General features: G+C 61.6%; 13 protein-coding genes. 5 read left to right on the forward strand and 8 right to left on the reverse strand.

Annotation, left to right across the window (positions count from 1 at the left end):
* Positions 1 to 75: 75 nt before the first annotated feature.
* Positions 76 to 1095 (forward strand): DUF4917 family protein, encoded by a 1020-nt coding sequence (locus H7995_RS23725; RefSeq protein ID WP_185819026.1) that lies wholly within the window; start codon positions 76 to 78, stop codon positions 1093 to 1095.
* 83 nt (positions 1096 to 1178) lie between these two features.
* Here the strand turns inward: H7995_RS23725 and H7995_RS23730 are convergent, their stop codons facing one another.
* Positions 1179 to 1721, reverse strand: coding sequence for a helix-turn-helix domain-containing protein (locus tag H7995_RS23730; RefSeq protein ID WP_095167081.1), 543 nt, complete (start codon positions 1719 to 1721; stop codon positions 1179 to 1181).
* A 157-nt stretch (positions 1722 to 1878) separates the two neighbouring features.
* On the opposite strand from H7995_RS23730, the gene H7995_RS23735 reads away from it, so the two are divergent.
* Positions 1879 to 2661, forward strand: a complete 783-nt coding sequence (locus H7995_RS23735; protein WP_166592866.1) for an aldolase — start codon at positions 1879 to 1881, stop codon at positions 2659 to 2661.
* 30 nt (positions 2662 to 2691) lie between these two features.
* A complete protein-coding gene (locus H7995_RS23740) occupies positions 2692 to 3579 on the forward strand; it encodes a dihydrodipicolinate synthase family protein (protein ID WP_185819027.1) in 888 nt (295 codons plus the stop codon).
* 125 nt (positions 3580 to 3704) lie between these two features.
* Here the strand turns inward: H7995_RS23740 and H7995_RS23745 are convergent, their stop codons facing one another.
* The 3 genes from H7995_RS23745 to H7995_RS23755 are packed head-to-tail and all read right to left on the reverse strand — an operon-like array spanning position 3705 to position 5008.
* Positions 3705 to 4049 carry a YegP family protein gene (locus H7995_RS23745; protein ID WP_185819028.1) on the reverse strand — a complete coding sequence of 115 codons (345 nt, stop codon included), beginning with the start codon at positions 4047 to 4049 and terminating at the stop codon, positions 3705 to 3707.
* 57 nt (positions 4050 to 4106) lie between these two features.
* The gene (locus tag H7995_RS23750; RefSeq protein WP_095167073.1) at positions 4107 to 4412 is read right to left on the reverse strand and encodes a ribbon-helix-helix domain-containing protein; all 306 of its coding nucleotides are present in this window, start codon (positions 4410 to 4412) and stop codon (positions 4107 to 4109) included.
* A gap of 14 nt (positions 4413 to 4426) precedes the next feature.
* Positions 4427 to 5008 carry a DJ-1/PfpI family protein gene (locus H7995_RS23755; protein ID WP_166592869.1) on the reverse strand — a complete coding sequence of 194 codons (582 nt, stop codon included), beginning with the start codon at positions 5006 to 5008 and terminating at the stop codon, positions 4427 to 4429.
* Between the two features lie 197 nt (positions 5009 to 5205).
* Between H7995_RS23755 and H7995_RS23760 the strand changes: the two genes are divergently transcribed.
* Positions 5206 to 6111 (forward strand): DMT family transporter, encoded by a 906-nt coding sequence (locus H7995_RS23760; protein ID WP_166592870.1) that lies wholly within the window; start codon positions 5206 to 5208, stop codon positions 6109 to 6111.
* Positions 6112 to 6173: 62 nt separating this feature from the next.
* Here the strand turns inward: H7995_RS23760 and H7995_RS23765 are convergent, their stop codons facing one another.
* The 4 genes from H7995_RS23765 to H7995_RS23780 form a co-directional block, all read right to left on the reverse strand.
* On the reverse strand, positions 6174 to 7388 hold the full coding sequence (locus H7995_RS23765) for a class I SAM-dependent methyltransferase (RefSeq protein ID WP_166592871.1): 1215 nt from the start codon (positions 7386 to 7388) through the stop codon (positions 6174 to 6176).
* A 117-nt stretch (positions 7389 to 7505) separates the two neighbouring features.
* Positions 7506 to 8123, reverse strand: coding sequence for a TPM domain-containing protein (locus H7995_RS23770; protein ID WP_166592872.1), 618 nt, complete (start codon positions 8121 to 8123; stop codon positions 7506 to 7508).
* A gap of 28 nt (positions 8124 to 8151) precedes the next feature.
* Positions 8152 to 8877 carry a TPM domain-containing protein gene (locus H7995_RS23775; RefSeq protein ID WP_185819029.1) on the reverse strand — a complete coding sequence of 242 codons (726 nt, stop codon included), beginning with the start codon at positions 8875 to 8877 and terminating at the stop codon, positions 8152 to 8154.
* Between the two features lie 21 nt (positions 8878 to 8898).
* Positions 8899 to 9507, reverse strand: coding sequence for a LemA family protein (locus H7995_RS23780; protein ID WP_166593167.1), 609 nt, complete (start codon positions 9505 to 9507; stop codon positions 8899 to 8901).
* Between the two features lie 231 nt (positions 9508 to 9738).
* On the opposite strand from H7995_RS23780, the gene bglX reads away from it, so the two are divergent.
* Entirely contained in the window at positions 9739 to 12030 is a 2292-nt protein-coding gene (bglX, locus tag H7995_RS23785) for a beta-glucosidase BglX (RefSeq protein ID WP_182343744.1), read from the forward strand.
* The last annotated feature ends 613 nt before the right edge of the window (positions 12031 to 12643 follow it).

Genomic DNA, 12643 nt, shown 5'->3' on the forward strand with positions numbered 1-12643 from the left:
ATCTTGATCTGGCTCAACAGCCGGTCGTGATAAAGTCTGCGCCCTGTACCCCACCTGCTTGAGATGACTGACGCAATGAGCGATTTCCAGGATGTTGATGCCCACTTAGAAGACTGGAACGCGTTGCGCGCAACCACCCCGTTCGGCGCCCTGCTGGTGGGTAACGGCGCCAGCCGCGCGGTGTGGGATGACTTCGGCTACGACTCGCTGTTCGAAAATGCCCGCAGCGTCGAAGAAAAACCCCTGAGCCAGTCTGAGCTGAGTGTGTTCGACGCCCTGCACACCCGCAGTTTCGAGCAGGTGCTCAGCGCCCTGAAAACCACCAGCCGGGTCAACAAGGCCCTGGCGGTGAGCTCTGCAGCACCGCGCAATCGCTACTACGCAATCAAGGAAGCGTTGATCAACACCGTACACGCGGTGCACATCCCCTGGCGCCTGGTGCAAGCCACGAGCCTGGCGAACATCAGCCAGGAGCTGGGCCGTTATCGGACGGTCTTCACCAGTAACTACGACCTGCTCAACTACTGGGCGATCCAGCACCAGGGCGCGGCCATCGACGACCTGTTCCAGGGCAGCGAGCCGCGCTTCGAACTGAGCGCCAGTACCACCGAAAAAACCCGCCTGTTGTACCTGCACGGTGGCCTGCACTTGGTGCGCAACCAGGATGGCACCGCGCGCAAACTGACCTCCACCGAAGGCACGCTGCTGGGCAGTTTTGCCATCAACAACACGCTCAAGACCCTGGATGACGTGCCGTTGTTCGTCAACGAAGGCAGCAGCGAGGACAAGTTCAAGACCATCCGCAGCTCGGACTACCTGTCGTTCTGCTACGACCAGTTACTGCAGCAGCACGACGCCCTGTGCATCTTCGGCCACAGCCTCGGCAAGCAGGATGCACACCTGGTCCACGCCTTGCGCCAGGCCAAGCCAAAGACCCTGGCGATCTCGATCTATCCGCGCAGTGCGGCGTTCATCCAGAGCCAGAAGCGCCACTACGCAAAGCTGTTTGCAGACACCGGGGTGGCACTGCGCTTTTTTGATTCCAAGACCCATGCCTTGGGCAGTCCGAGCCTGTCGGTGCCGGTCGAGGTCTAGGTTTGGGCTGAAAACATCGCGGGCTGGCTCGCTCCCACAGGGGCGGTTTCGGTAGACCTTGCTCGCGATGCTCTGGCGCCGACTCATTCCTCGCTGCTGTGCACCACCACCAGCAACTGCGCCTGCACCTCGCCCACCGAGCGCAGGCGGTGGGGTTTCTGGGCGTTGAAGTGCAGCGCATCCCCGCGATCGAGGATCACCCGCTCGTTCATGAAATCGACCTCGACCTGGCCTTCGTGGACAAACAGGAACTCCTCCCCCAGGTGTTCCTTGAAGGTCTTGTCGCTGAACTCCCTGGGCGGGTAAATGATGAACGGCAGCAGGCTGCGCTCACTGACCTGATGGGCCAGCACCGCGTAGCCGGGGGCCTGGTCGTTGGCGGCCAGTGACTGGCGCTCATGGGCGCGCACCAGGCTGTAGCTGTCCAGGCTGATCGCGTCCTCGGCAAACAGTTCCTCGACCTTGACGTTCAGCGCCTTGGCCAGTTTCAGCGCCGCCGCAATCGACGGGGTGTTCAGGCCGCGTTCGACTTTCGACAGATAGCTCTTGGTCATGCCGGATTTCTCGGCCAGGGCCTCAAGCGTCACGCCAAGTTTTTTTCTCAGTAATTTCAAACGGATAGACATGTGCAGCGGTTAACCCATCAAGGAGGCAACGATTAGCCCTTGCTAATGACACAAAGTGTCATATAGGCTCTTAAGTGTCATGTGATTTCCCCCAACGACCTTGCGAGCAGCGGGAGAACCACATCCGACGTCCATTGAGCTTTACAGGGACACCGATATGGCCAAGACATTAGCACTACCCAAAGACCAACTCATCAAGCAGGCGCTGACGCAGATGCAAAGCAGCCTGACGGATAATACGTGGACTGACCGGCAAAAGCTGGCGTTGACCTGCCGCATCCTGTTCGAGAACGGCCACGACTCAGGCCTGGCCGGGCAAATTACCGCCCGCGGCCCGCAGCCCGGCACCTATTACACCCAGCAACTGGGCCTGGGCTTCGACGAAATCAGCGCGAGCAATCTGCTGCTGGTCAACGAAGACCTGGAAGTCCTGGAAGGCCACGGCATGGCCAATCCGGCCAACCGCTTCCACAGTTGGGTATACCGTGCCCGGCCAGACGTGAACTGCATCATCCACACCCATCCGACTCACGTCGCGGCGCTGTCGATGCTCGAGGTGCCGCTGGAAATTTCCCACATGGACCTTTGCCCGCTGTACGAAGACTGCGCGTTTCTCGAAGCCTGGCCGGGGGTACCGGTGGGTAACGAAGAAGGCGAGATCATCGCCGGGGCCCTGGGCGACAAGCGCGCCATCCTGCTGTCCCACCACGGCCAGCTGTCGACCGGGCGGAGCATCGAGGAAGCCTGCGTGATCGCCCAACTGATCGAACGCGCTGCCAAGCTGCAGCTGCTGGCGATGGCTGCCGGTACCCTCAAGCCGATTCTGCCGGCGCTCGGCCGCGAGGCCCACGACTGGATCTCCAAGCCCAAGCGCCACGGCGCTGCATTCAACTACTACGCTCGGCAGATCCTGCGCCAACACGCCGATTGCCTGAACTGAAGCGACTTTTTGCCTAATTGGAGAGACCGCATGTCCAGCCCGAACATTCACGGCATCATCGGCTACACCATTACTCCCTTCACCGCCAACGGCGAAGCCGTCGACCTGCCTGCCCTGGGGCGCTCCATCGACCGCCTGATCGATGGCGGTGTCCACGCGATCGCCCCGCTCGGCAGCACCGGAGAAGGTGCTTACCTGAGCGACGCAGAATGGGATCAGGTCAGTGAGTTCAGCATCCAGCATGTGGCCAAGCGCGTGCCGACCGTGGTCAGCGTCTCCGACCTGACCACCGCCAAGGCCGTGCGCCGCGCGCGTTTTGCCGAGGCCCATGGCGCCGACGTGGTGATGGTGCTGCCGGCGTCGTACTGGAAACTCAGCGAAGCGGAAATCCTCGCCCACTACCGCGCCATTGGCGACAGCATCGGCGTGCCGATCATGCTCTACAACAACCCGGCCACCAGCGGCACCGACATGTCCGTGGAGTTGATCCTGCGGATCTTCCATGCCGTGGCCAACGTGACCATGGTCAAGGAGAGCACTGGCGACATTCAGCGCATGCACAAGCTGCACGTGCTGGGTGAAGGCCAGGTGCCGTTCTACAACGGCTGCAATCCACTGGCGCTGGAGGCGTTTGCCGCCGGGGCCAAAGGCTGGTGCACGGCGGCGCCGAACTTGATCGCGCAACTCAACGGCGCGCTGTATCAGGCGGTGCTGGCCAATGACCTGGACCAGGCACGGCAACTGTTCTATCGCCAGTTACCGCTACTGGACTTCATCCTCAAGGGCGGACTGCCGGCGACCATCAAGGCCGGTCTGCGCATGACCGGCCTGGAAGTGGGCGACCCACGCCTGCCAGTGTTCCCCTTGGCTGAGGCGGGATGCAGTCAGTTGCAGGGGTTGATCGATACGCTGCGCTGACAGGGTCAACAATCGGCTGTGTGGGTCAATGTGCAGGAGCAGGCTTGAGCGCGTGCTGCGTTCGGCCTGGCAGGACGCGTTTTCGTTGACGTCCATCGCGAGCAAGCTTGCTCCTACAGTCGGTTTCACAGCACTGGCAGGGTCTTGTCCTTGATGACCGTGGTCGGGCCATTGGTCTTGACGCTGCTGATGCCCTTGTCCCGCGCCGCCTCGGAGGAATAGGCCTCGCTGCTGCCGATGATCTGATGGTTGGCAGCCTTGAGGTTGAAGTAAGGATGCCCGTCCTTGGTGGACTTCTTCTCGTAGCGCTCATCCAGCGGGCTATTGCTCTGGACCGAGGCAATGCCACCCTCGGCGGCCGCCAGGGTGGTGTAGAGCTCGCTGCTGAGAATGGTTTCGGCGTTGGCCGCTTTCAGCACAAAGCGGAACTGGCCACTGCTGCTTTTACTCAACTCGTACCATCCGGACATGCTCGTACTCCTTGGCGATTAAACGATTACGCGCTTCAGAGTAAAGACCACGCTGCCCTACTTCACCACTGCGCGCACCACCGATAACTCCGGCGAACCGCTGCGCCGCTGGCTCAGGTAACGGGTGCAACTGACCCGCAGGAACGAGGCGAAGTTGACCACCTCGCCGCGGTAATCCATCACCTCTTCATAGAGCTTGGCGATCAACTGGTTGGTGGTCATGCCGTCGACCTCGGCGATTTCGCTGAGGATGTCCCAGAACTGGTTCTCCAGGCGCAGGGTCGTGACCACCCCACAGATGCGCAGCGAGCGCGAGCGTGATTCGTACAAAATCGGGTCGGCTTTGACGTACAGCTCGCACATGGGCAGGTCTCCGCTTACAAGGTGATGGTCGTGCCCAGCAGGCCGAGAAAACCGGCCAGCCAGCTTGGATGGGCTGGCCAGGCAGGCGCCGTGGCCAGATTGCCCTGAACGTGCCCCTGCGTCACGGGGATATCGATAAACGTGCCACCGGCCAGCCGCACTTCCGGGGCGCAGGCCGGGTAGGCACTGCATTCACGCCCTTCCAGGATGCCCGCCGCCGCCAGCAACTGCGCACCATGACAGACCGCGGCAATCGGCTTGCCGGCCTGGTCGAAGGCACGTACCAGCTGCAGGACTTTTTCATTCAGGCGCAGGTACTCCGGCGCACGCCCACCCGGTACCAGCAGAGCATCGTAATCGGCGGCTTCGACCTGGGCGAAGTCGAAGTTCAGGGCAAACAGGTGCCCGGGTTTTTCGCTGTAGGTCTGGTCGCCTTCGAAGTCATGAATCGCCGTGCGCACGGTCTGCCCGGCAGTCTTGTCGGGGCAGACCGCATGCACCGTGTGGCCGACCATCAGCAAGGCCTGGAACGGCACCATCACTTCGTAGTCTTCGACGTAATCGCCAACCAGCATCAGAATCTTTTTCGCAGCCATGGGGAGGACTCCTCTGGGTACAACGTGGGCAGAAAGGAGTATTCAAGGTAGTCCTATTCCCAGGACCTGGGTAACAACCCGCTACTACGGTGCGTGCAACTGTACGGATAAGTCCGTGCGTATCTGTTACAGCGCGATCGGCCGGCTTTGTGGCTAGATGAAGACACTTCCCGCCACCTTCGACCCTGGTTGCCGTTATGTCCTCGCGCGAAAACACCGGCATGGCCCTGGGCCTGCTGGGCGTCATCATCTTCAGCCTGACCCTGCCCTTCACCCGGATCGTGGTGCAAGAGCTACACCCGTTGCTCAACGGCCTGGGACGGGCCCTGTTCGCTGCCATCCCGGCCGCGGCGCTGCTGCTCTGGCGCCGAGAGCGCTGGCCAACCTGGAAGCAGGTCAAGGGCCTGAGCCTGGTGATTGCCGGGGTGATTCTCGGTTTTCCGGTGCTCTCGGCCTGGGCCATGCAAACCTTGCCGGCGTCCCATGGGGCGCTGGTCAACGGCTTGCAGCCCCTGTGCGTGGCGCTGTACGCGGCGTGGTTGTCCCACGAGCGCCCCTCCAAAGCGTTCTGGGCCTGCGCCGCCCTGGGCAGTGCGCTGGTCTTGGGCTACGCGCTGATCAGCGGCGCAGGCAGTATTCAGGCGGGCGACTTACTGATGCTCGGGGCCATTGCCGTCGGCGGCTTGGGGTACGCCGAGGGCGGCCGGCTGGCCAAGGAGATGGGCGGCTGGCAAGTGATCTGCTGGGCCCTGGTGCTGTCGACGCCGCTGCTGATCGGTCCGGTGCTGTACCTGGCCCTGCAGCATCAAGGTGCGGTCAGCGCCAGGACCTGGTGGGCCTTTGGCTACGTCTCGCTGTTCTCGCAGTTCCTGGGCTTTTTTGCCTGGTACGCCGGGCTGGCCATGGGCGGGATTGCCCGGGTCAGTCAGATCCAGTTGCTGCAGATCTTCTTCACCATCGCGTTTTCAGCGCTGTTCTTCGGTGAGCACATCGAGCCCATTACCTGGCTGTTTGCCGCCGGGGTCATCATCACGGTGATGCTGGGCCGCAAGACCGCGATCAAACCGAGTGTAGGAGCGAGCTTGCTGGCGAAGGGGCCGTAACAACCGACATCAACACTGAATGTCAGCCCGCCATGGCGACTCTCTCCCACAGAATCACGGGGTCACAGGTAGCCATCAGCCCGCAACAAGGTTTCCAGGCAATGTTCGCTGATGTGGTAGAACGCCTTGAGTTCCTCGATCTTTTGCAGCAACTGGGCCGGGTCCACCGGCTCGGCGCGCTTGACTGCCAGGATCATCTTGTTCTTGTTGGTGTGGTCCAGTGAGATGAATTCGAACACCTTGGTCTCATAACCGCAGGCTTCGAGGAACAACGCACGCAAGCTGTCGGTGACCATTTCCGCCTGCTGGCCCAGGTGCAGGCCGTATTGCAGCATCGGCTTGAGCAGCGCCGGGCTCTGGATCTGCAGGCGAATCTGTTTGTGGCAGCACGGCGAGCACATGATGATCGAGGCCCCGGAACGGATGCCGGTGTGGATCGCGTAGTCGGTGGCAATGTCGCAGGCGTGCAAGGCAATCATCACCTCCAGCTCGCTCGGCGCCACGCTGCGCACGTCACCGCACTTGAACACCAGCCCCGGGTGCTGCAGCTTGGCCGCGGCGGCGTTGCACAGGTTGACCATTTCCTCGCGCAGTTCGACACCGGTGACTTCGCCCTCGGCCTTGAGGGTGTTGCGCAGGTAATCGTGAATGGCAAACGTCAGGTAGCCCTTGCCCGAGCCGAAATCCGCCACGCGTACCGGCTTGTCCAGCGCCAATGGCGAGGACGTCAGGGCATGGCTGAAGACCTCGATGAACTTGTTGATCTGCTTCCACTTGCGCGACATCGCCGGGATCAGCTCGTGCCTGGCATTGGTCACGCCCAGGTCGGCGAGAAACGGTCGGCTCAGGTCGAGGAAGCGGTGCTTCTCGCGGTTGTGCTCGGCGGACGGTGCCTCGCGCAATTGCTGCGGTTTGCTTTTGAACAGCGAGCTTTTGTTCTTCTTGCTGTATTCCAGCTGGGCTTCGTCGGTCACCGAGAGCAAGTGCGCATTCTTGAACGACACCGGCAACAGCTCGGCAATCGCCGCTACGCCATCGGCCAGGGAGAAGTTCTTGGTGATATCGCGGGTCTTGTAGCGGTAGACGAAGGACAGGCAGGGCTGATCCTTGACCGTCGTCGGCTTGATGATCAGCCGTTGCAGGTCCGCTTCCGTGCCGACGTACTTGGCCAGCACCAGCTTGATAAAGGCGTTTTGCTCAAGGCTGGCAGTCAGCAGCTCAAGAAACTGTGCATGGTGATCCGGCGCGGGACTGACAGGTTTAGCGGTGACAGACATGAACAAAAACGCCTCGGGCAGGGAATGCCGGGCATTTTAGGGGGGATGGGGCTTGAGGGCACGGAGTTATTTGATCAACGGTCACGGTGGGAGCTGCGCCGCTCCCACCGCCGGGCGCTAATCGAGTACCACCAACCGATTCGGCAACTCATTGCGGGTTTGCGTCAGCGGCACATGCACCTTGAGCAATTCCCCGCAGGCTTCAATGCAGGCGATAAACCCGGCCAATGTCTGTCCCTGTTTCACCTGCTGGGTGAAGGCCTTGACGATGGCATCCCAACAGCTGTTGTCCAGGCGCTTGGAGATGCCGTCGTCCACCAGGATTTCGACATAACGCTCCGCTTCACTGACAAAAATCAGCACACCGGTACTGCCCACCGTGTGGTGCAGGTTCTGCTCCAGGAACTGCCGACGCGCCAGGTTCGACGCTCGCCAGTGCCGCACGGAACGCGGAATCAGGCGGGTGGTGATCTTCGGCAGACGAAACAGCAGGCAGAACACAATAAAGGTCGCCCACTGCGCCAGCAGCAAGGTGTACATGCTCATCCAGCCGAACAGGTAATGAATGACCCCCGGCACCACCAACGCCAACAGGCTGGCCCACAGCAAAGGGATGTAGGCGTAGTCGTCGGCCCGGGCCGCCAGCACAGTCACCAGCTCCGCGTCGGTCTGTTGCTCGACCTTGGCGATCGCTTCGGCGACCTGGCGTTGTTCGTGTTCGCTCAGTAAAGCCATGGTTGCAGATGCTCTTTAGTTATTGTCATTACCAGCCGCCCGAGGCCCCGCCGCCGCCGAAACCACCACCGCCACCTCTGAAGCCACCGCCACCGCCTCCCCCGCCGCCACGTCCACTGCTGCTGAGAATGGCGAGAAGAATCGCGCCCACCGGTAACCCCATGCGATTGCACAACCACAACACGATCAACAGCAGCACGAACATGCCGATGGAGAACGCCGGATTATCCTTGGCGAAATTGGCGTCCGCGACATGGGCCGGTACCGCCAGCGGGTCACCGCCCACCACCTGCAACATCGCCGCGACACCGTCGCTGATGCCCTTGCTGTAGTTGCCGGCCTTGAATGCCGGTGCGATCACCTGGTTGATGATCACCCAGGACTGCGCATCGGTCAGCACGCCTTCCAGGCCATAGCCGACTTCGATGCGCAATTTGCGCTCATCCCGGGCGACGATCAGCAGCGCGCCATTGTCCTTGCCCTTCTGACCGATACCCCAGTGGCGCCCCAATTGATAACCGAAGTCCTCGATGGGCAGGCCCTGCAGGTCGGGGACGGTGACCACCACGATCTGGTCGCCGCTGGTCTGTTCAAGCGCCTGCAACTGTTGAGTCAGTTGCTCGCGTACCGCGGGGTCGATCATCTGGGCGGTGTCTACCACCCGCCCCGTCAGCGCGGGAAACGTCAGCGCTGCCTGGACGGTGGTCACACATGCCAGGAGCCACAGCGCCAGGCCTATCCGTAATAAACGCATCGACACCTCATTGAAGCCTGATCAGAACTTCACTTGCGGTGCTTTATCGGCGTCGGGGCTGGTGGCCTCGAAGGTTTCGCGAATCGGCAGGTCGCTGTACATCACGCTATGCCACAGGCGACCCGGGAAGGTGCGAATCTCGGTGTTGTACTTCTGCACCGCGAGGATGAAATCGCGACGTGCCACGGCGATGCGGTTCTCGGTGCCTTCAAGTTGCGATTGCAGGGCCAGGAAATTCTGGTTGGCCTTGAGGTCCGGGTAGCGCTCGGACACCACCATCAGGCGGCTGAGCGCGCCGCTGAGCTGGTCCTGGGCCTGCTGGAACTGCTTGAGTTTTTCCGGGTTGTCCAGGGTGCTGGCATCGACCTGGATCGAGGTGGCCTTGGCCCGTGCCTCGATCACCGCGGTCAGGGTGTCCTGTTCATGCGCGGCATACCCCTTGACCGTTTCCACCAGGTTGGGGATCAGGTCGGCGCGCCGCTGGTACTGGTTCTGCACTTGCGACCAGGCCGCCTTGGCCTGCTCGTCGAGGGTGGGAATGGTGTTGATGCCGCAGCCGGCCAGAACCGTGGTCAGCAGCATGAGAACCGTGACTTGCCAGGCCGAGCGAGAGTGTTGTTGTACATTCATGTCTGTGATGCTCCTGATGGAAATAGACCGGCAGCCTTCAATTGATGCTCTGGGGACTTAATCTGCCCCCGCCACTGGATTGCATCTCGCCAATCGGCTAAAAGATGCCCAGCGCGAATAAAGAGTTCCAAAGTGTGCTGCATTTACCCACACAACAATAGTCGCTCCCTAAATTTTGGCTGACCCGATGCGTATTGCTGAGCGTCGTTTTAGCGTTTGAGAAAACTATTCATGAAGAAGCTGTGTTTGCTGAGCCTGGCCATCGGCCTGGCCAGTCACTCGGTAATGGCCGATGCCACGCCTGCCCCCATTGAGAACAAGGACGCGTTCGTCAGCAACCTGATGAAGCAGATGACCCTGGACGAAAAGATCGGCCAATTGCGCCTGATCAGCATCGGTCCGGAAATGCCGCGCGAGATGATCCGCAAGGAAATCGCCGCCGGTAACATCGGTGGCACGTTCAACTCGATCACACGCCCGGAAAACCGGCCGATGCAGGACGCGGCCATGCGCAGCCGGCTGAAGATCCCGATGTTCTTCGCCTATGACGTGATCCACGGCCACCGCACGATTTTCCCGATTCCCCTGGCCCTGGCCTCGAGCTGGGACATGGACGCCATTGGCCTGAGCGGGCGCATTGCCGCCAAGGAAGCCGCCGCCGACAGCCTCGACATCACCTTTGCGCCGATGGTCGATATCTCTCGCGATCCTCGCTGGGGCCGCACCTCCGAAGGGTTCGGCGAAGACACCTACCTGGTGTCGCGCATTGCCCAGGTGATGGTCAAGGCCTACCAGGGTACCGGCCTGATCGGTGCCGACAACATCATGGCCAGCGTCAAGCACTTCGCCCTGTACGGCGCGGTCGAAGGCGGGCGTGACTACAACACCGTCGACATGAGTCCGGTGAAGATGTACCAGGACTACCTGCCACCGTACCGCGCGGCCATCGACGCCGGTGCGGGCGGGGTGATGGTGGCACTGAACTCGATCAACGGCATTCCGGCCACGGCCAACCTGTGGCTGATGCAGGACCTGCTGCGCAAGGAATGGGGGTTCAAGGGCCTGGCGGTGAGTGACCACGGGGCGATTTTCGAGCTGATCAAGCACGGCGTGGCCCGTGACGGTCGCGAAGCGGCGAAGCTGGCGATCAAGGCCGGCATCGCTATGAGCATGAACGACACCCTGTACGCCAAGGAACTGCCGGGGTTGCTCAAGTCCGGCGAGATCGAGCAGAGCGACATCGACAACGCCGTGCGTGAAGTGCTGGGCGCCAAGTACGACATGGGCCTGTTCCGGGACCCGTACCTGCGCATTGGCAAGGCCGAGGATGACCCGGTCGACACCTATGCCGACAGCCGCCTGCACCGCGCCGAAGCCCGTGACGTGGCGCGCCGCAGCCTGGTATTGCTGAAAAACCACAACGAAACCCTGCCGCTGAAGAAATCCGCGAACATCGTCCTGGTCGGTCCGCTGGCCAAGGCGCCGATCGACATGATGGGCAGTTGGGCCGCCGCCGGGCGTCCGGCACAATCGGTGACCCTGTTCGACGGCATGACCCGCGCCCTCGGCGACCAGGCCACCCTGCACTATGCCCGAGGCGCCAACATCACCTCGGACAAGAAAGTCGTCGACTACCTGAACTTCCTCAACTTCGATGCCCCGGAAGTGGTCGATGACCCACGCCCGGCGCAAGCGCTGATTGACGAAGCGGTGAAAGCGGCGCAGCAGGCCGATGTGATCGTTGCCGCCGTGGGCGAGTCCCGGGGCATGTCCCACGAATCCTCGAGCCGCACCGACCTCAACCTGCCTGCCAACCAGCGCGAACTGATCAAGGCGCTCAAGGCCACCGGCAAACCCTTGGTGCTGGTGCTGATGAACGGCCGGCCGTTGACCATTCTCGAGGAGAACGAGCAAGCCGACGCGATCCTCGAAACCTGGTTCAGTGGCACCGAAGGCGGCAATGCCATCGCCGACGTCCTGTTCGGCGACTACAACCCGTCCGGCAAGCTGCCCATCAGCTTCCCGCGTTCGGTTGGGCAGATTCCGACCTACTACAACCACCTGACCATCGGCCGCCCGTTCACCCCGGGCAAGCCTGGCAACTACACCTCCCAGTACTTCGATGACACCACCGGCCCGCTCTACCCGTTCGGTTATGGCCTGAGCTACACCCAGTTCAGCCTGTCGGAAATGGCGCTGTCGTCGACCACGCTGAACAAGACCGGCAAGATCGACGCCAGTGTGACGGTCAAGAACACCGGCAAGCGTGACGGCGAAACCGTGGTGCAGTTGTACATCCAGGACGAGACCGGGTCGATGATCCGCCCGATCAAGGAGCTCAAGGGCTTCCAGAAAGTGCTGCTCAAGGCCGGCGAACAGAAAGTCGTGCATTTCAGCATCGAAGAAGACGACCTGAAGTTCTACAACACCCAGCTCAAGTACGCAGCCGAACCTGGCAAGTTCAACGTGCAGATCGGCCTGGACTCCGAGGCGGTGACGCAGCAGAGCTTCGAGTTGCTCTAACCACAAATGCCACACCAGTACCCTGTAGGAGCGAGCCTGCTCCCACAGGGGCTTGGATACAGTGCAGATCCCACATCCCCCCACCCGATTTGTGGGCGCTGGCGCCCGCTTGCGGCTTGCCAGCGATAGCGGTGTGTCAGGCACCATCGATGCTGAATGTGCTGGCCCCATCGCGGCATAGGTATCTACACAACTGTGTAGCGGCCTGTGGCGAGGGCGCTTGCTACCGTGGCGGCCCCTGGGCTTCTGGCGTGTTGGATTAGACCGAGTACATATCCATTTCTGCGGTAACGGCCACCTATGGTTCCGCTTTTACAGCGGCTCACTTTTGACAAGCCGGAATGCCGGCCCAGGCAAAAGTAAGCAAAACGCTCTTGCCCCACCACTCGGCACCTCGCCTGGGCTCGGTGTTCCCTCACTCCGGCTTGAATCCGTGGGCCGCCGCCACGCGCCATCCATGGCGCGGGGCGGCTAACCCGGCGTCCTGCCGGGTTACCCACGGCTTCAAGCCTGCGTTCGGCCAGCGTGGTACAACGTCGCACCACAGTTGTGTAGATACCTATGCCCATGGCGGGCAAGCCCGCCCCCACAGTGCAGACACCCTCAGCGGGTT

This window comes from Pseudomonas kielensis, assembly GCF_014236655.1.
In the GTDB taxonomy this organism is placed as follows: domain Bacteria; phylum Pseudomonadota; class Gammaproteobacteria; order Pseudomonadales; family Pseudomonadaceae; genus Aquipseudomonas; species Aquipseudomonas kielensis.

Excerpts from the sequence above, each read along its gene's own strand:
- H7995_RS23730 (WP_095167081.1), bottom strand. The coding sequence starts at position 1,721 with ATGTCTATCCGTTTGAAATTACTGAGAAAAAAACTTGGCGTGACGCTT.
- H7995_RS23735 (WP_166592866.1), top strand. The coding sequence starts at position 1,879 with ATGGCCAAGACATTAGCACTACCCAAAGACCAACTCATCAAGCAGGCG.
- H7995_RS23725 (WP_185819026.1), top strand. The coding sequence starts at position 76 with ATGAGCGATTTCCAGGATGTTGATGCCCACTTAGAAGACTGGAACGCG.
- H7995_RS23780 (WP_166593167.1), bottom strand. The coding sequence starts at position 9,507 with ATGAATGTACAACAACACTCTCGCTCGGCCTGGCAAGTCACGGTTCTC.
- H7995_RS23775 (WP_185819029.1), bottom strand. The coding sequence starts at position 8,877 with ATGCGTTTATTACGGATAGGCCTGGCGCTGTGGCTCCTGGCATGTGTG.
- H7995_RS23745 (WP_185819028.1), bottom strand. The coding sequence starts at position 4,049 with ATGTCCGGATGGTACGAGTTGAGTAAAAGCAGCAGTGGCCAGTTCCGC.
- H7995_RS23760 (WP_166592870.1), top strand. The coding sequence starts at position 5,206 with ATGTCCTCGCGCGAAAACACCGGCATGGCCCTGGGCCTGCTGGGCGTC.
- H7995_RS23750 (WP_095167073.1), bottom strand. The coding sequence starts at position 4,412 with ATGTGCGAGCTGTACGTCAAAGCCGACCCGATTTTGTACGAATCACGC.
- H7995_RS23765 (WP_166592871.1), bottom strand. The coding sequence starts at position 7,388 with ATGTCTGTCACCGCTAAACCTGTCAGTCCCGCGCCGGATCACCATGCA.
- H7995_RS23740 (WP_185819027.1), top strand. The coding sequence starts at position 2,692 with ATGTCCAGCCCGAACATTCACGGCATCATCGGCTACACCATTACTCCC.
- H7995_RS23770 (WP_166592872.1), bottom strand. The coding sequence starts at position 8,123 with ATGGCTTTACTGAGCGAACACGAACAACGCCAGGTCGCCGAAGCGATC.
- bglX (WP_182343744.1), top strand. The coding sequence starts at position 9,739 with ATGAAGAAGCTGTGTTTGCTGAGCCTGGCCATCGGCCTGGCCAGTCAC.
- H7995_RS23755 (WP_166592869.1), bottom strand. The coding sequence starts at position 5,008 with ATGGCTGCGAAAAAGATTCTGATGCTGGTTGGCGATTACGTCGAAGAC.